The sequence below is a fragment of the Psychrobacter sp. H29 genome, assembly GCF_059073055.1.
In genome coordinates this window covers 2886598-2911674 of sequence record NZ_JCACRY010000001.1, presented here as the reverse complement: position 1 = coordinate 2911674, position 25077 = coordinate 2886598, and the positions used below count along the sequence as shown (strand labels likewise).

Annotated in this window: 14 protein-coding genes; 1 reads left to right on the top strand and 13 read right to left on the bottom strand. The window is 44.8% G+C overall.

Going from position 1 to position 25077, the window contains the following annotated elements:
* Nucleotides 1-14: 14 nt before the first annotated feature.
* The 11 genes from AC5JP1_RS11905 to pilM form a co-directional block, all read right to left on the bottom strand.
* A complete protein-coding gene (locus tag AC5JP1_RS11905; protein WP_319050977.1) occupies nt 15-1226 on the bottom strand; it encodes an FUSC family protein in 1212 nt (403 codons plus the stop codon).
* A 203-nt stretch (nt 1227-1429) separates the two neighbouring features.
* Nucleotides 1430-2851, bottom strand: coding sequence for an FAD-dependent oxidoreductase (locus AC5JP1_RS11900; protein WP_493844255.1), 1422 nt, complete (start codon nt 2849-2851; stop codon nt 1430-1432).
* Between the two features lie 265 nt (nt 2852-3116).
* Nucleotides 3117-7580, bottom strand: a complete 4464-nt coding sequence (gene gltB, locus AC5JP1_RS11895; RefSeq protein WP_493844254.1) for a glutamate synthase large subunit — start codon at nt 7578-7580, stop codon at nt 3117-3119.
* Between the two features lie 881 nt (nt 7581-8461).
* The gene (locus AC5JP1_RS11890) at nt 8462-9577 is read right to left on the bottom strand and encodes a hypothetical protein (protein WP_493844253.1); all 1116 of its coding nucleotides are present in this window, start codon (nt 9575-9577) and stop codon (nt 8462-8464) included.
* A 163-nt stretch (nt 9578-9740) separates the two neighbouring features.
* Complete coding sequence (aroB, locus tag AC5JP1_RS11885; protein ID WP_493844252.1) at nt 9741-10850, bottom strand: 3-dehydroquinate synthase; 1110 nt, start codon at nt 10848-10850, stop codon at nt 9741-9743.
* A gap of 109 nt (nt 10851-10959) precedes the next feature.
* On the bottom strand, nt 10960-11517 hold the full coding sequence (gene aroK / locus AC5JP1_RS11880) for a shikimate kinase AroK (RefSeq protein WP_319050982.1): 558 nt from the start codon (nt 11515-11517) through the stop codon (nt 10960-10962).
* Nucleotides 11518-11720: 203 nt separating this feature from the next.
* Nucleotides 11721-14075 (bottom strand): type IV pilus secretin PilQ, encoded by a 2355-nt coding sequence (locus AC5JP1_RS11875; protein ID WP_493844251.1) that lies wholly within the window; start codon nt 14073-14075, stop codon nt 11721-11723.
* A gap of 27 nt (nt 14076-14102) precedes the next feature.
* A complete protein-coding gene (locus tag AC5JP1_RS11870; protein ID WP_319050984.1) occupies nt 14103-14636 on the bottom strand; it encodes a pilus assembly protein PilP in 534 nt (177 codons plus the stop codon).
* Nucleotides 14636-15355, bottom strand: a complete 720-nt coding sequence (locus tag AC5JP1_RS11865) for a type IV pilus inner membrane component PilO (RefSeq protein ID WP_493844250.1) — start codon at nt 15353-15355, stop codon at nt 14636-14638. The genes AC5JP1_RS11870 and AC5JP1_RS11865 overlap by 1 nt, the downstream gene beginning before the upstream one ends.
* A complete protein-coding gene (locus tag AC5JP1_RS11860) occupies nt 15352-15999 on the bottom strand; it encodes a PilN domain-containing protein (RefSeq protein WP_319050986.1) in 648 nt (215 codons plus the stop codon). The genes AC5JP1_RS11865 and AC5JP1_RS11860 overlap by 4 nt, the downstream gene beginning before the upstream one ends.
* A complete protein-coding gene (gene pilM, locus AC5JP1_RS11855) occupies nt 15999-17054 on the bottom strand; it encodes a type IV pilus assembly protein PilM (RefSeq protein WP_319050987.1) in 1056 nt (351 codons plus the stop codon). The genes AC5JP1_RS11860 and pilM overlap by 1 nt, the downstream gene beginning before the upstream one ends.
* A 192-nt stretch (nt 17055-17246) precedes the next feature.
* Between pilM and AC5JP1_RS11850 the strand changes: the two genes are divergently transcribed.
* Nucleotides 17247-19904, top strand: coding sequence for a penicillin-binding protein 1A (locus AC5JP1_RS11850; RefSeq protein WP_493844249.1), 2658 nt, complete (start codon nt 17247-17249; stop codon nt 19902-19904).
* A 160-nt stretch (nt 19905-20064) separates the two neighbouring features.
* Here the strand turns inward: AC5JP1_RS11850 and AC5JP1_RS11845 are convergent, their stop codons facing one another.
* Together AC5JP1_RS11845 and rpoC are read right to left on the bottom strand one after the other, a co-directional pair.
* Nucleotides 20065-20589, bottom strand: a complete 525-nt coding sequence (locus tag AC5JP1_RS11845) for a DUF6586 family protein (RefSeq protein ID WP_493844248.1) — start codon at nt 20587-20589, stop codon at nt 20065-20067.
* Between the two features lie 166 nt (nt 20590-20755).
* Nucleotides 20756-24973: a DNA-directed RNA polymerase subunit beta' gene (rpoC, locus tag AC5JP1_RS11840; protein WP_493844247.1), complete on the bottom strand. Its 4218-nt coding sequence runs from the start codon at nt 24971-24973 to the stop codon at nt 20756-20758.
* Nucleotides 24974-25077 lie beyond the last annotated feature (104 nt).

The window sequence follows — 25077 nt, the reverse complement described above, 5'->3', positions numbered from 1 at the left end:
GCGTTTTTTGTGCGCTATAAGTGTAAATCTGTCTCACCGCCCTGCTCTTTCATCCGGCGCTGCTCACGGCGCTGATAGCCCAAACCTGACGCTGCAAACCAGTGAGGCTTACAGGTCTGTAGCAAATCACTCAACTGCTGCAGCTGCGTCTGCAAAGTCTGCGTCAACCAAAAATATCCCTGCCATTCAAACGCCAAGTGCTGCACGCTTGGGTACTCCGATACAGCAATGCGAGTAATAGGACGAAACACTTCATCACTGGGGCTACGTAGCACCGCTGCGATGTGTTGCATGGCTTGCGTCAGCTCATGCTGATAATGTATTAATAGCACATGGTTTTCTTCATCTATTTCGATATTGGCCAAGCGCGGTGCAGCACTCAACAATAAATCAATCGTACCAATGATATTGCGATGCGTGCGTTGAATCGTCTCTAGCGTCTCTTTTTCAATCCCTGACTCACTTGCTGTTGCGGCGATATGAGGGCGTACGGCTAGCAGGCGTTTATTGATTTGCTGTAACGCGGTGACTAGTGCTCGATCGACAGGCACCTCCTCTACAGGAAAAGCTACTGGGTTTACCTTTTGGACAGAATCATCCACTACCCCATCTGCTGCATCAATATGATGACCTACGCCCGCGTAGAGACTGCTACAGGCGTCGAGATTGCTGCTCAACAAGAACCGCCACATCAAAGTCGATTTCAGTGGCAAAATAAGCGTAACCGCAACGGCAACACCTGTACCCAACAAAATATTTAGAGCACGGTAAATACCATCTTGACCAATACTGTTATTGCCCAAGTCAGAGACAATCATCAGCATGGTAATACCCGTCAGCAGTCCTGTATATCCAAGCTTTCTGACAGCTAAATAGCCAATGATACCGCTTAGCAGACCGATGAGCGCATAGTCTACCCATAGCCATGCGCCTGCATTTTGATTGAACCATAGTACGCCAAGGGCAGCAGCAATACCGAATAGCGTACCTAATATGCGCTCTTTTGCCTTAGTATAGATCGCACCTTGATACTGCAATAAACCAAGAATGATAAAAACCGTAATGGTCGTCCACTCTCCATGTGGTAAACCGGTGAGTTTGTTGACCAAAAAAGCCAATATCACGGCCGCACCCAAGCGAATAGCGTGCAAAACATCTGCATGCTGATAGCGGACATAAGGTTCAGTAAATGGAGCAGTAATACGCTGGTAAAGGGTTGGTTTCACGCAAGGCTACTCTTTTTAGTTGATAAGCGAGATAAATGACTATTAAAACAGATCATACAGCTCATAGATTGCTCACAAACATGCTAGCAGTTGAACCTCCATTTACAAAGCATTAATCAAAAAAAACGCCTTTTGCCTATTAAAGACAAAAGACGTTCAATTATAAACTAAAGCCATAAGTGGCTAAGCTTAGGTAAATATAACTACACTTCCAAAAAGTCTAGGATACCTTCCGCTGCCTGACGACCTTCCCAAATCGCCGTGACGACCAAATCAGAACCGCGAACCATATCTCCACCAGCAAAGATCTTTGGATTTTTGGTCTGGAACTTGTAAGGCTGCTCTTCAAGAGCCAATACAAGACCATTGAGATCCATTTCAACCTCATAACCTTCAAACCAATCAGCAGGGCTCGGTCTAAAGCCGAATGCCATAATGACCGCATCACATGGGATAATCTCTTCAGAGTTAGGAATGGGCTCAGGACGCCTACGACCGCGGTTATCTGGCTCACCTAAGTGAGTCGTCACGACCTTAACCCCATTAACCTTACCATTTAAGCCAATGATTTCGGTAGGCTGACGGTTGAATAAAAACTCAACGCCTTCTTCCCGTGCATTGACTACTTCGCGGCGTGAGCCAGGCATATTTTCTTCATCACGGCGATAGGCACAGACCACTTGTTCAGCACCTTGGCGAATACTGGTACGGTTACAGTCCATCGCTGTATCGCCGCCGCCTAGTACCACCACTCTTTTGCCCTTGAAGTCAATATACTCTTCGGCATCTTTTTCCCAGTCATTGCAACGGTTTACATTGGCAATCAAGTAATCTAGCGCATCATAAACGCCTGTCAGCTCTTCACCTGCAAAGCCGCCACGCATATACGTGTATGTCCCCATACCCATAAAGACCGCGTCATACTCAGCCAATAGCTCGTCAATAGTGACATCAGTACCGATCTCAGTCTCTAAGCGGAACTCCATACCCATGTCTTCAAAAATCACACGGCGATTGCGCATGACGTCTTTTTCCATTTTGAACTCAGGAATACCGAAAGTCAGCAAGCCACCAATCTCAGGGCGCTTATCAAAGACAACAGGCTTGACACCGTTTCTGACCAAAATGTCTGCACAGCCAAGACCTGCTGGTCCTGCGCCAATGATCGCGACTTTTTTGTCTGTCCAAACGACTTCAGACATATCTGGACGCCAGCCCAATGCAAATGCAGTATCGTTAATGTATTTTTCTACATTGCCGATAGTCACGGCACCAAAGCCATCATTCAGCGTACAAGCGCCTTCACACAAACGATCTTGAGGGCAAACACGACCACAAACTTCAGGCAACGTATTGGTACGGTGGCAGAGTTCAGCTGCTTGAAAGATCTGTCCTTCGGTAGCCAGTTTTAACCAGTTAGGGATATAGTTATGGACTGGACATTTCCACTCACAGTAAGGGTTACCACATTCAAGGCAACGATGCGACTGCTGTGCAACGGCTTCGTTCTCGAACGGCTTATAGATTTCGACAAACTCTGTTGAACGTGTGGCAATGTCTTTTTTGGTGGGATCAAAACGAGGTACATCTAAAAACTGAAAATTATTTTCTAAGCGTTTTGCCATGGTGCTATCTCTTTTATCTAAGGTTCTTTTATAGTGAGCGGCGACCATCAGCAATGTCTCATTTATCTGCTACCTTATTTGGGTTAACACTGAGACTTATGATGTACTGTGGTCGCTTATCTGCTAAAAACCTGTGAGTTAAACGTCTCTAAAAACGGAACGCTGGCTAACCTAATCAAAACTATCGATACTCTATACCTACCAAGTAGCGATCATAAAGTCATAAATAGCAAATGATCGTTACTGTGTAAGCATTACAGATCGACTACTGAGGATCTGCCATAGTGGTTTTGAGGAGGCTTGCGATATTTGCCGCTTTTGGCTTCACCAAATAGAACTTACGAACGTAATGTTCAAAGTCATCTAGTATGGTCTGGCCCCATGCGCTACCTGTTTTTTCTACGTGAGTCTCAATCACTTGTTGCAAGTGAATACGATGCTCTTCGGTTTGCTCGCTTGAGATACGGTTGAGATCGATCAGCTCATGGTTACAGCGATCAAAGAAATCTCCTTCCATATCGAGTACATAAGCAAAACCACCGGTCATACCAGCACCAAAGTTGAGGCCAGTACGTCCAAGGATAGTCACGATACCGCCTGTCATGTATTCACAGCAATGATCGCCTGTGCCTTCGATGACAGCATGCGTACCTGAGTTACGTACCCCAAAACGCTCACCTGCTGTACCAGCAGCATATAGCTTACCGCCTGTTGCCCCGTATAGGCAGGTATTACCAATGATGGCGGTTTCTTGTGCTGTAAAGTTCGAATTTTTTGGCGGGTAAATAACAATCTCACCACCTGCCATACCTTTACCGACATAGTCATTGGCATCGCCTTCAAGCTCAATATTCAGACCGCCCGCATTCCACACACCCAAGCTCTGACCTGCTGTACCAGTAAGACGAAGCTTGATCGGCATATCACTCATGCCAAGGTTGCCCCATACTTGTGCAATCTCACCAGAGATACGAGCACCGATAGAGCGGTCACAGTTACCAACGAAATAGTTGTAATCACCACCTGAACCTTGGCGAATATTCACAATCATATCGCTAATCATCTGTTCAGCAAGTAACCCTTTATCAAATGGCTCGTTACGCTCCACTTGACACGTCTGGGCTTTGCCCACGCTAGCTGGATGACTAAATAGCAATGGGGTCAAATCAAGATGGCGCTGCTTTTCAGTATTGCCTTCTAAAATATCGAGCAAGTCAGTACGACCGACCAGCTCTTCCATGCTGCGAACCCCTAGGGCTGCTAACCATTCGCGTGTTTCGGTCGCCACAAACTTAAAGAAGTTAATCAGCATTTCTGCTTCGCCAATGAAATGCTCGTCACGCAGTTTGGCTTTTTGGGTAGCGACGCCTGTTGGGCAGTTATTTAAATGACAGATACGTAGGTATTTACAACCAACCGCAATCATCGGCGTGGTACCAAAACCAAAGCTTTCTGCACCAAGAATAGCGGCCTTGACGACATCCAGTCCTGTTTTTAAGCCACCATCAGTCTGAACACGTACCTTATCACGTAATCCATTCACTCGTAGAGACTGATGAGTCTCAGCCAGACCCAGCTCCCATGGTGAGCCTGCATGGTGGATAGACGATAGCGGAGACGCTGCTGTACCACCATCATAACCTGAGATAGTAATCAGATCGGCATAGGCTTTTGCAACGCCCGTTGCGATTGTTCCCACACCTGGACGCGACACCAATTTAACTGATACTAATGCGTCTGGATTGACTTGTTTTAAATCAAAAATCAACTGCGCCAAATCTTCGATAGAGTAAATATCGTGATGCGGCGGCGGTGAAATCAGTGTCACTCCTGGCACCGAATAACGTAAACGTGCAATCAGCGCGTTTACTTTACCACCAGGCAGCTGTCCACCTTCACCTGGCTTAGCACCTTGAGCAACTTTAATCTGCATCACCTCAGCTGAGCGTAGATAGGCAGGCGTCACGCCAAAACGACCAGAGGCAACTTGCTTGATTTTTGAGTTGCGCAGCGTACCGTAACGCGCAGGATCTTCGCCGCCTTCACCAGAGTTTGAGCGCCCACCGATGGTATTCATAGCCATTGCGATTGACTCGTGCGCTTCAGGAGATAGCGCGCCTAACGACATACCAGCTGAATCAAAACGCGTCAAAATCTCAGAGATATCCTCTACATCATTGACATCAATACTGTTGTCAGTTTTGAGTTGCAACAAATCACGTAACGTCGCAACCGGACGGCTATTGACCAGATTGGCATAATTCTGATAATTCTCATAATCACCCGTACGTACTGCTGTATGTAGGCTGTTGATTACGTCAGGGTTAAAGGCATGGTACTCCTTATTGAAAACAAACTTGAGCAAGCCGCCCTGATCTAGTGGTGCACGGCGCTTAAATGCATTGGCAGCCAGTTGCGCTTGGTCAGCGGCAAGATCTGCAAAGGTAGCGCCTTTGATACGGCTTTGTACGCCTTTAAAGCATAGGTTTACCACTTCTTCTGATAGACCAACTGCTTCAAACAGCTGTGCCCCGCGATAAGAAACAATGGTAGAGATACCCATTTTTGAGAGGATTTTTAGTAAGCCTTTATCCAAGCCTTTACGGAAATTGACGCGCGCTTGGATCGGATCACCAAGCAGCTCACCAGTAGCAACCAAGTCATCAATGACATCATATGCTAGGTATGGATACACACAGGTTGCACCAAAGCCAATCAATACTGCTATTTGATGCGAGTCACGAGCAAGACCTGTCTCAATCACTAAGTTGGCATCGGTACGAATACCCTGCGCGATAAGATAATGGTGTACGGCACCAGTAACCATAATAGCGTTGGCTGGTATTTTGTCTGCATCGATATCTCTATCAGATAGGACAATCAATGTATTACCTGAGCGGATGTTATCTGCCACTTCCTCGCAGATAGCGACGATAGCATCAGATAGCTCCAGAGTACGGTCATAGTTTAGATCAATACGGGCCATCTTAAACGCTGGATCATCCAGTTTTTCAAGCTGCTGCATCTTGCTGGCTGACAAAACTGGTGACGACAAGATAATACGGTGCGCGTCTCTCGCTGAGGGTGCAAATACGTTAGTCTCAGCACCTAAGCATGTCTGCAATGACATCACAATAGATTCACGGAGTGGATCGATTGGTGGGTTGGTTACCTGAGCAAACTGCTGACGGAAAAAATCACCGACATGGCGAATTTGCTGTGACAACACTGCCATTGGCGTGTCATCACCCATCGAGCCAACTGGCTCCTGACCGTTTTCGGCATTAGGGCGAATGATTTCTGTACGCTCTTCATTGGTGATGTGGTACATCTTCTGTAAGGCTTTTAACTTGTCACCGCGGCACGATTGCGTGGCCAAAGTTTCTTCTAAGCGCTCATCATCACGAACACGCGTCGCCTCTTCACGTAACCACTTACGGTACGGATGTGCGTTTTTCAGTAAGTTTGCAATGGCTGTGGTATCCATCACTTGACCTGTTAGCGTATCGATTACTAGCATCTGACCAGGCCCAACACGGCCTTTTGCCAATACGTCCGTTGGCTCATAATCCCAAACGCCAACCTCTGAGGCAACAGTAATATAGCCATTCTTGGTGGTTACCCAACGTGACGGACGTAGACCGTTTCTATCAAGCATACAAACGGCATAACGACCATCTTGAATCACGAGTCCTGCTGGACCATCCCACGCTTCCATATGCTGCGAGTAAAACTCATAAAACGCGCGCAAGTCCATGTCCATACTATCGACATTCTGCCATGCAGGGGGCACCAAAATCGACATTGCATGGAACAGATTCATACCACCAGACATTAGCACTTCAAGCATATTGTCTAAGCTTGATGAGTCAGAGCCTGTACTATTTACAAGTGGTGTCAGCTCATTCAAGTTAGGCAGTTTATCTGATTTGAGCTTTGGCGTACGTGCTTTAGACCAGTTGCGGTTACCTGTGATGGTGTTCAATTCGCCATTATGGGCAAGGTAACGGAATGGCTGTGCCAATGGCCAGCGCGGCAATGTATTGGTGGAGAAACGCTGATGGAACACAACAATATGTGAGGCCAGGCGCTCATCTTGTAGATCTAAAAAAAATGCTGGTAGATCTGAAGGCATCACCAGACCTTTATAGATAATTGTCTGGCAACTCAATGAACAGACATAAAACAGCTCGTCGTCAGCCAAGCGCTGCTCTGCTTTTTTGCGTGCGACAAACAGCTTACGATTAAAGTCATCCGCAGCCAAATCATCTGGCGCGTTGACGAATACTTGCTTAAAGTCTGGCAAAGTCTCACGGCCAATATCACCGACGATGCTCAAATCAAGTGGCACATCGCGCCAGCCAGCTACTTCTAATCCTTGAGCAGTAATTTCATCGCTTAGCACTTGCTGGCTATGTTTGGCTTTATCATCATTCAAATTGACGAACACCATACCAACAGCAAAATTATCTGTGATTGCAAATTGCTGCTCATGGGCAATCTGTTTAAAAAAGTCGGTAGGCGTTGCTAACAGCAGGCCACAACCATCACCAGTTCTACCATCAGCTGCTACACCGCCGCGGTGTGTCATACAACTTAAACTATGAATGGCGGTTTTTACCAAGTCATGGCTGGCTTGACCTTCAATATGAGCAATCAGACCAAAACCGCAATTATCAGAAAAATCATCTGGCGTGGCCAGGTGTGTTTGCGAGGAAATCATCGACATAGCTTGTCCTTTTAAGTAGACGGGCAACTTACACCTCCAATGCGGAATATAAGCTGGTACCCGTAGGCAGAACGGGCTGATAATGGATATTCGGGTTTTCTCGAATTAGTAAATGGCGCGAGGCTCAATAGACATCATGCTCTAGCAGCAAGTAAACCCCTGACCCTCCTGGTCATTAGATAATGTCGTGACATATGCTTCATATATTAATAGATAGTAAGTAGCAGCCCTTGGCAACGGGGTAACTTATACTCCTAAATGCCAGTTACTTACTCATTAATATCTTATGTCATTCGTTTAAGCATCGTTTGTTATGTTGTCATGTCTGGCAATGAAGGCTGGACATCTGACCATTTAATAACCGTGCATTTGGTTCGTTTTGAATATCTGACGCTCTGTATTCAAGCGCTTTATTCACCCTAAAAAGAGTGATAATAAGAGAGGTTGCGTCACTTACGATAACTTTATTGTAGATGGCAAGTAGCCGCGCTTGAGACAACAAATTATAGTTACAAAACCAAAAAACCTTGGATTTGTAACTAAATTATTGTTTAATAAACAGTTTTTACGATAACTATACAGAACGTCGCCCACAGTTATATTAGTTAATGATTCACAAAAAATCTAGTCTTTTCTGTCGATTCATCAGCCATAATTTGTAAGAAGACTTATTACTATTGGTTATAGGATAGACAACAACGCTATTAAAAATTTAATATAATAAGACCATATAAGGCTTCGCTGCGTTGATATATAACAGTTTATCTCCGTTGATATCTCTTTTAAATTATTCAGACCTACTATTAGCAACCTAGAAAATAGTACAAAAAAACCCACTAGCTATTTGGCTAGTGGGTTCTATAAGCAACGAGAAATAAAGATCAGTTGCTTTTATCTTCTATCAGTGTCTTTATGCTATCACTGTTATTTTTAGGTGCGTTTGTGCTAGCAGGTTTATTGGTAGCGTTTGAGCTGTTACTGGTGCCAGTATTAGCTGTGCTTGGTGGTTTTGGTGCAGGTACGACTGGTGGTTTTTTACTAGTCGTATTGTTTTCAGGTGCTGGTGTTACTGGCTTTTTGTTGTCCTGTTTTGGTTTATTGGCATCATTTTCAGTTTTTGCTGGTGCTTCAGGAGTAGACTGTGGCTCTCCTCCAACGGTACGCTCTTCAGTAACGGATAGCGTGGCTGAGGTATCGACTGACTGGCGGATGCTTTCTTCTGTACTGCGACTACTACTAGCGGTACTCTGACTGCTTTGACTAGACCCGCTATCGGTAGCTTGATTGTTACTAGTATTATTGACTGCTTGAGCCTGCTGACGTGCTGGTACTTCACGTTTAGTCGGCTTAAGATTCACAGCCCGCGTACGCTTGGTACTCAAGTCTTTTACTGGATCAGGACGTTCGTAGTTATCGATAATACTGACATATCGATTGATCTCTTCTGGCAGCACTCGCACATTAGCAGGTAGCTTAAAATCTACCAATTTCGATGCGCCTGCCGCTTCTTGTGGACTACTCATCAGTCCATAAGTCAACATATAGCGGACTTGTTTTTCTTCATCAAGGTAGCGAAAATAAGCAAACTTATCACGATCCGCACGGCCTTCAAGATAGCTGACAATCACATCATTCTCAGCAACGTTCATCACCTGCACGGTCCACTTGCCTTTATTAGCGAGTAAGTAACGCTTATCCTTGAACTCATCAGGATAGTTACGTAAATCACGGACAGTTGCATCAAAACTGATTGGCTGCACATCCGTATCAAGCTCATGTAGCGACTCGATCTGCAATGGCTGCTCAAACTCTTCTGCTAGCATTTGCGGCGCTGATACCGGCTCGTTTTCGATTTTGGCACCCATTGCTGGTGTCTGACTGAGCATCCACACTAGGGCGGTAACAACGCCCAACAGTAGCGTCACTACTAGCCAAATCAATGCTTGACGACTGTGTGACTGCCCAGCGGTACGCGTCGTCGATTTTGATGCTGCCATGGAGATATCCTTGGTAAAAACACATTTAAGAGCAGTGTAGAAATACTCATTCTAGCAGAGGTGCCGTTAGTAACCTTAATAACCTTAGTACTTATCAAAAATGCTCATCAAAAGTGTTTACCAACGCTCGATATAAACAACTGATCGCTAAGATTTTGATAAACTATGCGCTATGTTGTGATAACACTTCAGATAACAGTGCCGAATCGAAATCATCAGTTAACACCGCACTACCTATTGATTTTAACAAAATCAGCCTGATTTGTCCGTGTTTGACTTTTTTGTCGTGACCCATTAAATTCAGAGCCGTTTGTGCATCAATTGCAGGCGGCGTAATTGGCAAATTACCTAGAATTAGAACGCGTCTAATGCGTGCAACATCATCATGGGTCAACCAACCGATTCTTTGGGATAATTCAGCAGCTTGCATCATGCCAGCGGCTACTGCCTCACCGTGTAACCAATTGCCATAACCTTGATGAGTCTCTATCACATGACCAAAGGTATGTCCAAAGTTGAGCAATGCACGTACACCGGATTCTCTTTCATCTTGCGCTACGACATCTGCTTTGTATTGGCAGCAGCGCTTCACGGCTTCACCAAGCACAGCCAAATCTAGCGCCATCATCGCTGGCAAATTCTCTTCAAGCCATACCAAAAATGCATCGTCCATAATAAGCGCATATTTGATGATTTCAGCAACGCCTGCCGATAGCTCACGCGCAGGTAAGGTTTTGAGCGTACTCATGTCTGCAAGCACCATCTGCGGCTGCCAGAACGCGCCAATCATGTTTTTACCTTGTGCATGATTGATACCCGTCTTACCCCCGACACTAGAATCAACTTGTGATAATAGTGTTGTTGGAATTTGGATAAAGTTCACTCCTCGCATAAAACTGGCTGCAGCAAAACCTGTCATATCACCAATCACGCCGCCGCCAAGCGCAATAAGTGTGACGTCACGATTGAAGTGCTCTGTCATTAGTGCATCATAGATCTTATCAATGCTTTGCTGGTTCTTGTATTGCTCACCATCTGGCAACACACAAACCTTTACTGTGAATTGCTCTGCCAGCTCGTCTTCCAATGCTTTTAGGTACAGGGGGGCGACCGTATCATTGGTGACAATTAATACTTGGCGACCACTGATATAAGGGGCAATCTGTTTTGCCATACTACTGTTTTCTGCCTCAGAATCTTCAGTAATAACAATTGGATAGTCATGGCTCTGAGCGTGAACAGTTAGGCGATCATGAAATAGTGATGCTGTCATGAGACACTCCTTAAGCATTTTTATTGGGGTAAAAGTAACTGGGTTGGCAGGTCAACACTATTGTTAGAAGTTAAAGTTATTAAAAGTTAAAATCTATAGTGTCGACCTATTACTCATCATCTGTCAGCAATGCATCAGTACCGTCAAAAAACGTGGTTAGCTGCTGCAATAACTGATTGACCATATGGCGCGGATAGGTGTGACCAGTAGGCATAATAATATGTGAAACCTGACGGTATAATGGATCACGAATGCTATATAGCTCTTGCAATATTTTTCTAGGATTGGGCTGTTGTAGGAGTGGTCGCGACTTGTCTTTAGCAGTGCGTGCCATTTGTACATCAACGGGTGCATTTAGATAAACCACAATGCCACGTTGTTTTAAAAACGCTCGGTTTTCGGCACACATCACTGCGCCACCGCCTGTCGCTAGTACGATTTGGGGCGTCTGAGTCAATTCATCGATGGCACGTGTTTCACGCTCACGGAAACCTGCTTCGCCCTCTTTGGCAAATATCCAAGCAATATCGGCACCTGTTTGCGATTCTATGTACCAATCACTATCTACAAAAGTTCGACCCAGTTGCTTGGCAAGCAATTTACCAATTGTCGTCTTACCCGCTCCCATCGGTCCCACTAAAAACACCGACGGCAATTCCTGCACCATAATACTCACTCAGCTAAATTAGCTATGATACAACGTCATTGATATTCTGGCTAGTAATGCGCCATGATTATTGTCAGTAATATTTATCGCACCTTACCCATTAGTCAATGTAGGTATAACACGCTCTTAGAGATATTTGATTCATGCACAAAAAAAGCAAGCACTATGGCTTGCTTTTCAACGAAGGCGGAATAGAGAGACGACTAGTTCAGACGGCTAGTGCCATCATTGATCAGTTTTGGTGTGATAAAGATGAGTAACTCTTCCTTGTTGTTATTACGAACATCTCTACGGAATGCGCGACCGATGTATGGTAAATCACCTAAGAAAGGTACCTTGTCTACGTTATTGTTGGTACGGTTTCTAAATATTCCGCCCAGCACGACCGTTTGACCATCTTCGATAGTCACGTTGGTTGATATAGAATCTTCATTGATAGCAACGATGCCATTAGTGAACACTGGCGTGCCGTTGGTGATAAGTAGCTGCAGGCCAATCTTACCATCAGGCGTGATATTCGGCGTTGCCTCCAAGCTTAGCGCTGCTTCTCTAAAGCTGGTCGTGGTTGCACCACTGGCTGAGGCCTCCTGATAAGGAATCTGTGTGCCAGAAGAGACTTTCGCGGTTTGCTTATCAGCGGTTAAGACTTTCGGTGTAGAGATGACCTCTCCGCGATTGTCTGCTTGCAAGGCGGACAGTTCAAGGTCGAGCATGTAATCAGAAATATTTAGTAAGCCAAAGGCAATGCTGCCAGCCGCATTATCAATACCCAAATCCACATTGAGGTTGTCAGGACTAGTGATGTCATAAGAAGGGTAAGAAACCGTTTGTCCGTTAATTGTCGTGGTTTCTATATCAAAATCTTTAAGATCTGCTAACGTCTGATTACTACCACCAACCAATAAGTTACGGTTAGTAGCTGCGCCACTAGACAAGATACCCCAGCTTACGCCGATCTCTTTACTGAAAGTATCAGTGGCGCTCACGATACGCGCTTCAATCATGACTTGTCGAACAGGAATATCGATTTTACTGATTAATTTGTGGATATTCTCAATGCTATCCGCCACGTCTTTAATGATGAGTGTGTTGGTACGCTCATCAATCGTTACCGTGCCACGACTGGATAATAACGTATTGTTGTCATCTACTCGATTTGACAGACCGCTGTTGTTATTCGATGCGCCGCTGCCTTGAGAAATAAGTGTTAAGACATCTTGTGCTTTTGCATAGCTCAGACGAATATATTCAGTACGGAGCGGTGCATAAGATTGAACCGCTTGTTGTGCTTCTAGCTCACGAGCTTCTTGCTCTGCAAGCTCTGTAGAAGGCGCGACCAAAATAACATTACCGTTTTCGCGCTTACCTAAATTTTTACTTTTTAAGATAATATCAAGCGCTTGATCCCAAGGAACATTGATCAGACGCAACGTAATATTACCAGCGACTGAATCGCTAGCCACAACATTCATCTCAGTAAACTGCGCTAAGATATCTAGAACACTACGAATTTCAACGTCTTGAAACTCCATAGACAATGGCTCGCCGCTATATACTCTTTCTTCAAGCGTCGGCTCACGTAGCAGCTCAGGCCTATTGATACTGATATTTAATTGATTGCCTGACTGGTAAGCTTGATATTCGTAGTCCTCAGTCATGTTAATAGTGACAACACCATTTTGACCTTGGTTTTTTGTATCAATACTACTAACCAGACCGCTATTAATATTTAATCGACGCAACAGGTTTCTAGGAACGGTACTGCCCGTTAGGCGTACCACAAGCTTGTTACCCTGACGCTGTACGTCCACTGGAATGGCTTCATTGGCGAGTACCATACTGACGTTGCCACCACCGTCACTACCTGCCGAAAAATTGACCGCGCTTAGACCGTCATAACTGTACTGTCTACTTACTTGTGAGGAAGCGAGCTGCGGATTTAGTAGTGGATTAACTCTTACTACCATCGTGTCGGCTGGCACTTCATTTTTTACTACTGTGGTACTGGTTGTTTGGACAGCCGCCACAGGAGTAGCACTCGTCTCGATAATTGGTGTCACGACTGCCGTGGTGGTTATACCATTGTTGTTATTAAGGACATCTTGTATAGGATCGCTAGTAATCACTGGGCGGTTGGGATCAGTAATCGTCAATAGCAGATCATTACCCTCAATCGCTGTTGTGTAATTTCCTGACTGTTTGAGACCAACGATAAGGCGCGTTGTGCTATCGCTACTCAACGTGGTGACATCGTTAACCATACCAATATTGTATTCGTTAAAGCGACTAGTAAGACCGTTTTGCACTTGTTCAAAATCTAGTACCAAGCGGCTAGGATCATCAAGTTGGTAGGCTGCCGGCAATACAGGTAGTCCTGCAAACCCCAAACGCATTTGTGTCACTGCTGGTGCCGTTTGTACCACAGAGACACTATTGATACGCTGAGCCGCATGAGCGCTATTGCTTACTGCTACCATGCTCACTGCCAATGCTGAAATGGCAAAAGCAGAAGAAACGCGGTTACTCATCGTCATTACCTTGTTATTGCGTACTGTCATTATTTATTCCTCAAAAAATCTGCCGACTTAGCTTATGGGGGATACCAGCGACTGGGGTTTTTCAACAAACCCTGCGCGGCTGTCTGGCACAATTTCAATCAAGTTAATCTGGGTCGGCGTGATTTCAACAATACGGCCGTCATTCAATCCAAGATAATCACCTACCTTCACACTAGCAACTGAACCATCAGGGCGTTGTACCAATGCGTATCGCTGTCCTTCGGGTGAAACCACGACTCCTCGAAAGATCAGTTGCGATAACTCATATTGCTCAAGTGGTTCTTTGACCCTTGTAATGTCTGGGCGGACGCCATCAATAGACGTCGTAGGACCTTGTACATTGACCAAGCTTGGCGGTAGAAAAGGACTACGCTGCGCGCTGGCACTATAGACAAAATCTTCTACCAGTTCAGCTTGAGGCGGTGGTTCGATAGGCTGTGCTGGCTGGTTACGAATATCAGTCATCGCTTGCTCTGCCATTCCGATACGGTCAGCACAGCCAGCCATAGATACAGCTGAGACACTCAAAGCCAACAACATGGGTAATTTTTGTATACTCATTAGTTGCCTCCTGCGTTTGCATCAGTAGCGACTGCTGCTTCATCTTCAGGAGCAGCTTCTTTGGAACGATAAGTCTTCGTTTGCAGTACCAAATTCAGTTCTGGTAAAACATCCAAACTCGGCTGCGGGTTACTCACTTCAAAATCATGCATAGTAATGATTCGAGGTAATGCAGCAAGACCACTGATAAAGCTACCAAATTGATGATACTCACCCAAAGCCGCGATACGGATCGGCTGCTCAATAAAGAATTCGTTTTCAATCTCAGGCTCTACTGATATATCTTGGAAACGAATATTACTACCGACGCCTGTCATATTGATACCTTCTACCAATTCTGACACACGGGTATCTTTTGGCAACTGATCTAACAAGGTATTAAATTCAGTTTCCATTTGCACAACTTGCGCTTGATAAGCTTCTAAGTGACGCGCACGTGACTCTTTTTCACGGTAGCTGTCAAGCAAGGTCTGTTGCTGACTCTCAGCTGCCTTGATCTCATCTATTTTGCTGCTAATTGGTAGCGCCCATGACAGTGCTGCGATAAAGGTAATAATAAGACCAATTACCGTTACCTTTACTGGTAATGGCCAGCTGCCATAGTTCTCAGAATCCAACGATTCAAAGCTGCGGCGGAATTCATTTAAGTCAAACTGCTTTTTCGGTTTTAACGCCGTTTTCTTAGTTTTGACTAGGCTTTTCTTGCGGACAAGCTTCATAACTCCCCTCCCACACCATCTTCAGCAGGAACAGGTGTCTCAGATTGTACTTTAGTCGTTATCACAAACTGCACATAACTGTCTTCAGGGTATACAGGGCGTGGTTGTTCGCCAGTAGCGACAGTGTTATTAAGTACTGGAGCTGCTTCATAAGCACTGATATTCTGCTGAATATTACTCACTGCCGAGTTACCCATCCACTTACTACTATCTAAGTTACGAATCAAGCTCGACACAATGTTTGGGTTATCTGCAAGGCCTGTCAAAGTCAAAACATCGCCTTCGCGTTTTAGGTTGTTCAAATATAGTGCTGGTGGAATGGCACGAGCCAAGTCATCCCATAAGCGTACAGGAACCGGACGGCGACCCTGCAAGTCCTGAATAACCTGCATACGCGAGATAATATCTTCACGGCGCTGCTCTAAACTGTCAATTTCAGTGAGTGCCGTATCTAAGCGTGCGTTTTCTTGTTCAATTAATGCATTGGCATCAAGCTGCTCATCGAGCTCATTATTGAAATAGCTCCATGAAGCAAATGCAGCCAGTAAAGTGAGTAGAGTCACTGCGACTACCAGAGTCATAAACTCTTTGTTGCGACGGTCACGCTCTTCTTGTCGCCAAGGTAAAAGGTTAATACGAGCCATTAGTCAAAGCTCCTTAACGCAAGACCGCATGCAGCCATTAGGCTTGGTGCATCAATGGTCAATTGCTCATTATCAATATTAGGCGCAATGGTCATATTGGTAAATGGATTGGCCACACTAACACTCACCCCGAGTTTTTGTTGTGCCAATCCAGCGAGACCTGCGATAGAGCTACTACCGCCTGCAAGTACTACATGGTCAATACTGCTGTACTGACTAGAAGAGAAATAAAACTGCAAAGAACGAGTGATTTGTTGAATGGTACTTTCTATAAAGGGGGTCAAGATTTCAGGATAGTAATCATCAGGTAAAGTACGTTCACGCTTGCTCAGTGTTGCTTCTTCAAACGATAATCCGTAGCGATTCTGGATGGCTTCTGTCAGTTGCACACCGCCAAATAACTGCTCACGACTATAAATAAACTCGCCATTTTTTGCGATATACAAGGTAGTTTGATTATGACCAATATCTACCAATGCAACCAACTCTGGCATGTTTGGCAGATTGTCTACCATCAACCCAAAAGCGCGTTCAATAGCATGTGACTCAATATCCATGACCTTGGCTTGCATACCACCAAATGTGAGGGCATCAACACGTTGGTCGACGTTTTCTGAGCGAGAGGCTGCGAGCAACACTTGCACCATATTGTCATCAACTAAAGACGGACCTAGCACCTCAAAGTCGAGATTGACGTCTTCTAGTGGATAAGGCACATACTGGTCAGCATCCAAACGTATCTGTGCTTCGCGCTCAACATCGTTTAGCACCATATCCATGTCAATGATTTTGGTAATGACAGCAGATCCTGACACGGCTGTTGCCGCATTACTGCCCGCTACCTGGCAACGTCTCGCTAGACTGGCTATAATGTTGCCAACCGCTTCTGTGTCTACTAAGAGTTTGTCAACGACTATACCTTCCGGTATTCTCTCGATACCATAAGATTTGAGATGGAACATGCCTTGTTGGCGCTGTATGTCAACCAACTTCACTGAAGTGGCACAAATATCCACACCAATCAAATGTCGACTTTTAGAAGTAAATAGCCTCACAAACTCTATACCTTATATTAAGTGTACAATCTGATAGTTATTTGTAATAATTGAATACAATACTTTACTTAATTGATAGATTCAAGCGTTTAAAAATATATTAAGGCCTACTTACACATTTATTATGACCTGCTTATTTTGTTCAAGGTATAATGAGTTATCCGCTACAAACTCTAATTAATAAGTCTTATTATGGCCAAAAAAAATGCTACCGCTCGTCTCATTCACTTTTTGGTGGGGCTTTTTGTCGCTTGCCTAGCATTGGCAGTCATCTTAGCACTTGCTGTGCCCATTGGTTTTTATGGCATGGCGATGTATTTATCGCCGACTCTGCCTAGCACTCAAGAAATCAAAACTGCCAACTTAGAAATGCCATTGCAGATTTATAGTAGCGATGACAAATTGATTGGTCAATATGGTAACCGTTTATCATTGCCAGTCACTTTTGATGAAATACCAAAAGATTTGACTCATGCTTTTTTAGCAGCAGAAGATGCTTCTTTTTTTCAGCATAGTGGTATTAGTATCAAAGGGCTTGGGCGCGCAGTTACTGAAGTTGTGACTGATGACGATAGTCAAACTGGTGGATCTACTATCACCATGCAGGTCGCCAAAAATTACTTTTTGAGTCCAGAGCGTACCTTAAATCGTAAACTGACGGAATTATTTTTAGCACGTAAAATCGAAGACGAGCTGAGTAAAAATGATATTTTAACTCTATATGTCAATAAGATTTATTTGGGCGAAGGCGCTTATGGCATTCGCGCTGCTGCCAAAAAGTATTACAGTAAGTCATTAGACAGTTTAAGTATTGCTGAGATGGCAATGCTTGCCGGTCTGCCGAAAGCCCCTTCGAAATACAATCCTGTTGCCAATCCTACGCGGGCTTTGACTCGCCGCAACTGGATTATTGGCCGTATGCATGAGCTTGGCTACATTACCAAGGCTCAACATGATGAAGCCGTCAACTCACCTGTGGGCATCAAACTATATCAAGAAAAGCTTGATGTAAATATGCCTTATTTAGCAGAAATGACGCGTGCTACCTTAGTTGAACGCTACGGTGAGCAAGTCATGCATGGCGGTTGGCGCGTACGTCTCACGGTCGATAGCAAAGCACAAACAGATGCAGAAGCTGCCATACTAACAGGCTTAGTGGCCTATGAGCACCGTCATGGTTGGCGCGGTGCTGAAGCAAATGACGAGCCTCTCGAAAATTTCCAGCGCTATAGCAATATGTCCCCTGCTAAAGTTACCAAAGTCAACGCTCGTAGTTTTGAAGCGACCTTGAAGTCAGGTGAAAACGTAACAGTCAACTGGTCTGGTATGCGCTGGGCACGTAAATATATCTCTGCCAACCGTATCGGTTACTACCCTGATAATGCCAGCCAAGTGGTCAGCAAAAATGATATCGTTCGCGTAATACCTACTAACAATGGCAGTTGGCAACTGGGTCAAATACCTGAAGTACAAGGTAGCTTGGTTTCTTTGAATCCAGAAACTGGTGCTGTCAATGCCTTGGTAGGCGGCTTTGACTTTAACCACAGTAAATTTAACCGAGCCTTACAAGGCTGGCGTCAACCTGGTTCAACCATTAAACCGCTTGTCTACACCGCTGCTTTAGAAAAAGGCTATCGTCCAGATAGTATTATCTCAGATCGTCCTATACAAGTAGGGGACTGGAAACCTAAAAACTCGGACGAACGTTTCTTGGGCGATATCACCTTGCGCCGTGGTTTGTACCTGTCTCGCAACTTGGTTTCTATCCGCTTACTACAGGCCATTGGTATCTCCGATGCCCGTAACTTACTAGATGAGTTTGGCTTAGACAAAGAAAAACTACCAACGACTTTATCGCTAGCACTCGGCGCAGGACAAGCAACTCCTTTACAAATGGCAACGGCCTATTCGACTTTTGCCAACGGTGGTCATCGTGTACAGCCCTACTTTATTGAGCAAATCTATAATTATAAGAACGAGCTACTATTCCAAGCCAACCCTCTCCAAGCCTGTGCATTATGTTTCAACGAGCAACTCGAAGAGGTCAATAAAACGCTATTAGAGGAATACAATCAATCACTCGAAGATGAGACTAGCACCACCGATGAGTCGACTACTGAAGAGTTAGAGAGTGATGGAGAGACTGAAGAAGAAGAAGCTACTACTGTTGCTGATGATACGATCTACAACGCAGGTCCACAGTCAGATCGCTTAAAAGCGCCTGCTGTACAGTACATAATGGCCAAACAAGCACCGCGAATACTAAAACCTAGAGTCGCATTTGAGATGGCAGATATCCTACGTGATGTCGTGCAGCGCGGTACTGCAGTACGAGCAAAAGCTTTGGGACGTGATGATATTGGCGGCAAAACTGGTACCACCAATGAAGCTAAAGACGCCTGGTTTGCAGGATTTCATCCTACCAATGCAACAGTAGTATGGATGGGCTTTGATCAACCGACATCTATGGGTCGCCGTGAGTACGGTGGCGTGGCCGCCCTGCCCGTTTGGATAGACTTCATGAAAGCACAGCTCGAAGACACACCAAATCAGTGGGTGTCTATTAATAATCGCTCAAAATCTAAAAAGCAACAACAGCAAATTATAGAAATGACTGATGATGGCATTGTCTCTAACGCTGTTGAAGATGATGAGTTGTCCAATACCAATCAACCCGCAAAACCGGTTGAAACTCAAACCCAGCAGCGCAAACCAACTGCCCCTGAACCTATCGAAAACTCAAGCATTTCACAGACACAGGCATCGGGCAACAGTCGGAGTACTGACGGATCATCACAGAACGCTTTGTCAGCAACACCCGTTCAGCGTATGCCACCAATGCCAGAATAGTTTTTATGAATTTATAGCACGTATTTAGCGCAAAGAGACCTGTTTAGTAATCACTGAACAAGTCTTTTTTTATGCTATTAGTTATTAATGTTTCTTACCCCATACTTCCAAGCAGTTTTTTATATAGTTCTATGAGTACGGGTTTATTCAATCAGTTTTATTAGAACTCAACCATCCCTGCACGCAACTGCTCAATCAACTCTAAAAGCTGTTGACGCCATTCGCGTATCGTGGCCTCATCAGGTAGCCACTGATTCGATAGAGTAACAACATTAACAATAAGATCTGGTGATACTGAGTTGTCGTTTGGTGTGTTGTCTACAACAGTATCTGGTGGTACCGCATAGAGACAGCGTTGATAGGCACGTTCTATATTTGCCACAAAACCTTGCTGCTGCAATTGCTGTAAGCGCTGAATCTCAGGAGATACCTGCGTGCGCGCGCTTAATGCTTGCTCAATATCGAGCAACGTTGGTGCCGTCATATTTAAACTATAGAAATGACCCAGTTCTTGAATAAATGCTAATAGCGCGCCATGCAAATGGAAAATAGCGGTTTCACAATGTGCTTGGTATAACTGCTTGTCATTGGAACCGCCTGCTGCTTGGCAAGATAGACGACAAAAATATAGCTTTTGATTGGTTCGATCTGCTTGGTATTTAGCGACGCGTGTTTTGCCTGCCATTTGCTAATTGTCCTTTTATAAATAGTGATTAGAGCCTATTTCCCAGTGTACTATTTTTTTAGATGATAGCACCATGTCTTTCTCAGTTTTTTACACGCACAAAAAAGCCAGCAACTTAGGCTGGCTTTTTTATCAAATTAAGAATGAATCAAGATACTTAATGCGATTAGTTGTCTTGATTTAACTCTTGAGCAAATGCTTCATCAAAGCTAGCGAAGTCTTTGCTATCCGTGCTTGCAGTCATATCAAACGCTGCATTAAGATCTTTATCTTGTAGCTTCTGATCTGCTGCTTCTTTACGTGCCTTGTGGTAAGCGAGCCCCGTACCTGCAGGAATCAAGCGACCAACAACCACGTTTTCTTTCAGACCACGTAGCTCATCCACTTTACCAGTCACAGCAGCCGCAGTTAGTACACGGGTTGTTTCCTGGAATGACGCCGCTGAGATAAAGCTTTCAGTTGCAAGACTTGCTTTGGTGATACCTAACAATTGACGCTCAAACTGTACTGGGAATTTATCTTCCGCTTCTAGCTTCGCATTCAATGCTTTGATATCTGCATACTCGACCTGATCACCTTTGAAGTGACTTGAATCGCCGCCGTCAGTGATTTCAACTTTACGCAGCATCTGACGAATGATAACTTCGATGTGCTTGTCGTTGATTTTTACACCCTGCAAGCGATATACGTCCTGTACTTCGTTAACGATATAATCAGCAAGTGCAGTCTGACCTTTCAGGCGCAATATATCATGTGGGTTCTGTGGACCATCAGCGATCACTTCACCACGTGCTACCGTCTCGTTTTCAAAGACGTTGATTTGACGCCATTTCGGGATTAGCTCTTCATGTACTTCACCATCTTCATTAGTAATAATAAAGCGGTTTTTACCCTTGGTCTCTTTACCGAAGCTTACCACACCAGTCATTTCTGCCATGATGGCGTGATCTTTTGGACGACGTGCTTCGAACAAGTCAGCAACACGTGGCAGACCACCAGTAATATCTTTTGTACCAGAAGACGCTTGTGGTACACGGCCTAGAATCGAACCTGCTGCTACTTTTTCACCGTCGCTTACGCGGATGATCGTTTCAGCTGGTAAGAAGTAAACCACTTCTTTACCTTCGTCAGTGTTCAAGATAATCGCAGGACGTAAGTCTTTGGCTGAGCTTGAACGATCGCGCGTGGCTAGAATCTCAAATGAGCTCATACCTGTTGCATCATCAACTTTTACTGTCGCAGTCATACCATCAGTGATGTCACTGAAGCGTGCTGTACCAGCAAATTCTGTGATGATTGGATGCGTATGCGGATCCCATTTAGCGATAGTTTGACCGCCTTCAACCTGCTCTTCGTCTTTCACAAGTACGCTTGAACCGTATGGTACTTTATAACGCTCACGCTCACGGCCAAGCTCATCGGTCAATGCGATTTCAGCTGAACGCGATACGATGACTAAGTGACCATCAGTATGCTGTACTGTTTTCATGTTCTCAAAGTGCGCTTGACCAGCATTACGTACAGAGATGCTGTTGTCTACAGAAGCTGAGCTCGCGGCCCCGCCCACGTGGAAAGTACGCATGGTTAACTGAGTACCCGGCTCACCGATAGACTGAGCAGCCATAACACCAACTGACTCACCAATGTTCACTTTATGACCACGAGCAAGGTCGCGACCATAACACTGTGAACACACGCCATGTTCGATATTACAAGTAATCACTGAGCGTACCCAGATATCATCGATTGCGTTGTTATCTAGAACGTTAACCCAGTACTCATCAATCAATGTACCCGCTGGAATCAAGATCTTATCAGCATCATCATTGTACGCAACATCGCGTGCAGTAACACGGCCCAGTACTAGCTCACCTAGCTTCTCAATGATTTCACCACCTTGGATATGTGGTTTCATGAGTAGGCCTTCTTCGGTACCACAATCATCGCTAGTGATAACCAAATCTTGCGCCACATCAACCAGACGACGAGTTAGGTAACCCGAGTTAGCTGTTTTCAGTGCGGTATCCGCTAGACCTTTACGTGCACCGTGAGTTGAGATGAAGTACTGTAGTACGGTCAAACCTTCACGGAAGTTAGCTTTAATCGGTGTCTCAATGATTGAGCCATCTGGTTTCGCCATCAGACCACGCATACCTGCCAACTGACGAATCTGTGCCGCACTACCACGAGCACCAGAATCCGACATGATGAAGATAGAGTTGAATGACTTCTGCTCGTCCTCTTCACCTTGTGCATTAATAACTTTATCTGTTGCCAAGTTGTCCATCATCGCCTTAGCGACTTTGTCATTAGTACGTGACCAAATATCAACGACTTTGTTATAACGCTCACCAGCAGTTACGAAACCTTGCTCGAACTGATCTTCAATTTCGCGTACTTCGCCTTCTGCCACTTCGATAATATTCTTTTTCAGAGGTGGAATGACCATGTCATCGATACCGATAGACACACCAGATAGCGTTGCTTGAGCAAAACCAAGATACATCAATTGGTCAGCAAACATAACACTTTCTTTGACGCCAACTTTACGGTAGCAAGAGTTAATCAAACGAGAGATGTTTTTCTTCGTCATCTCTTGGTTACACTCATCAAACGTCATACCTTTAGGCATGATGTTCCAGATAAGTAGACGACCAGCGACCGTATCTTTGATACTGATCTCTTTGGTCTCTTTACCGTCTTCGTCAATTTGCGTCTCAGTAACACGCACTTTGATCTTAGCGTTTACATGCAGATCGTTTGAACCAATTGCACGCAATGCTTCATTAACGGTAGCAAAAATCATGCTCTCGCCTTTGGCATTGATAGACGAGCGACTGATGTAATATAGACCTAGTACAACATCCTGAGATGGTACGATGATCGGATCACCATTCGCAGGTGACAAGATGTTGTTAGTAGACATCATTAGTGCACGTGATTCAAGCTGCGCTTCTAGGGTCAATGGCACGTGAACGGCCATTTGGTCACCATCGAAATCGGCGTTGAATGCAGTACAAACAAGCGGATGCAGCTGGATTGCTTTACCTTCGATCAATACTGGCTCAAATGCTTGCAAGCCCAAACGGTGAAGTGTTGGTGCACGGTTAAGAAGTACTGGATGCTCACGGATAACCATGGCCAGCATATCCCACACTTGTGGCTCTTCACGCTCTACCATCTTTTTGGCAGCTTTAATCGTTGTTGCTAGACCATGAGACAATAATTTGTTATAAGTAAATGGCTTGAATAATTCTAGTGCCATTTTCTTCGGTAGACCACACTGATGTAGACGTAGTGTTGGACCTACAACGATAACCGAACGACCAGAGTAATCGACACGCTTACCAAGTAAGTTCTGACGGAAACGACCTTGCTTACCTTTGATCATATCTGCCAAAGATTTCAATGGACGCTTGTTACTACCAGTGATGGCACGACCGCGACGACCGTTATCAAGCAACGCATCTACTGACTCTTGCAACATACGCTTTTCGTTACGTACGATGATATCAGGTGCGCTTAGCTCAAGTAGACGCTTAAGACGGTTGTTACGGTTGATCACGCGGCGATATAGATCGTTTAGATCTGATGTCGCAAAGCGGCCACCTTCTAGCGGTACTAGAGGACGCAAATCTGGTGGTAGTACTGGCAAGATATTCATTACCATCCACTCAGGCTTATTATTAGAATCACGGAATGCTTCTAATAATTTGAGACGCTTAGACATCTTCTTAAGCTTAGTCTCAGAACCAGTTTGTGGAATCGCTTCACGTAGCTCATCAATTTCAAGATCGATATCGATGTCTTTTAATAGGTCTTGAACGGCTTCAGCACCCATCTTGGCTGTGAATTCGTCACCAAACTCTTCAAGCGCTTTGTAATAATCTTCGTCATCAAGCAACTGGTACTTTTCTAAGCTAGTTAGACCAGGCTCAGTTACGATGTAGCTTTCAAAATATAGAACACGCTCGATATCACGTAGCGTCATGTCTAGCAATAGACCGATGCGGCTTGGTAATGACTTTAGGAACCAGATATGCGCGACTGGACTGGCTAGGTCGATATGACCCATGCGATCACGACGAACTTTAGCAGTGGTAACTTCGACACCACATTTTTCGCAGATAACGCCTTGGAACTTACGGCGCTTATATTTACCACATAAACATTCGAAATCTTTTACTGGGCCAAAGATTTTGGCACAAAAAAGACCATCACGCTCAGGCTTGAACGTACGATAGTTAATGGTTTCAGGCTTTTTTACTTCGCCGTGCGACCATGACTTGATGACGTCAGGTGAGGCTAAAGTAATTTGAATGCTATCAAACTCTTGGTTACCGTTGCCGGTAGGGCTTTGCATGATATCGAGTAAATCTTTCAAGTTGCTTCTCCGTTATCTTTATAATCATCTGACAGCGTACTATAGACGCGGATAAGATGAATGAAGGCAATGAATAGGGTTGAGACAAATCACTAAAAGCAGCA

Bases quoted from the DNA above. Each gene is read 5' to 3' on its own strand.
- AC5JP1_RS11900 (WP_493844255.1), bottom strand. From the start codon at position 2,851: ATGGCAAAACGCTTAGAAAATAATTTTCAGTTTTTAGATGTACCTCGT.
- gltB (WP_493844254.1), bottom strand. From the start codon at position 7,580: ATGTCGATGATTTCCTCGCAAACACACCTGGCCACGCCAGATGATTTT.
- AC5JP1_RS11890 (WP_493844253.1), bottom strand. From the start codon at position 9,577: ATGGCAGCATCAAAATCGACGACGCGTACCGCTGGGCAGTCACACAGT.
- aroB (WP_493844252.1), bottom strand. From the start codon at position 10,850: ATGACAGCATCACTATTTCATGATCGCCTAACTGTTCACGCTCAGAGC.
- aroK (WP_319050982.1), bottom strand. From the start codon at position 11,517: ATGGTGCAGGAATTGCCGTCGGTGTTTTTAGTGGGACCGATGGGAGCG.
- AC5JP1_RS11875 (WP_493844251.1), bottom strand. From the start codon at position 14,075: ATGACAGTACGCAATAACAAGGTAATGACGATGAGTAACCGCGTTTCT.
- AC5JP1_RS11870 (WP_319050984.1), bottom strand. From the start codon at position 14,636: ATGAGTATACAAAAATTACCCATGTTGTTGGCTTTGAGTGTCTCAGCT.
- AC5JP1_RS11865 (WP_493844250.1), bottom strand. From the start codon at position 15,355: ATGAAGCTTGTCCGCAAGAAAAGCCTAGTCAAAACTAAGAAAACGGCG.
- AC5JP1_RS11860 (WP_319050986.1), bottom strand. From the start codon at position 15,999: ATGGCTCGTATTAACCTTTTACCTTGGCGACAAGAAGAGCGTGACCGT.
- AC5JP1_RS11850 (WP_493844249.1), top strand. From the start codon at position 17,247: ATGGCCAAAAAAAATGCTACCGCTCGTCTCATTCACTTTTTGGTGGGG.
- AC5JP1_RS11845 (WP_493844248.1), bottom strand. From the start codon at position 20,589: ATGGCAGGCAAAACACGCGTCGCTAAATACCAAGCAGATCGAACCAAT.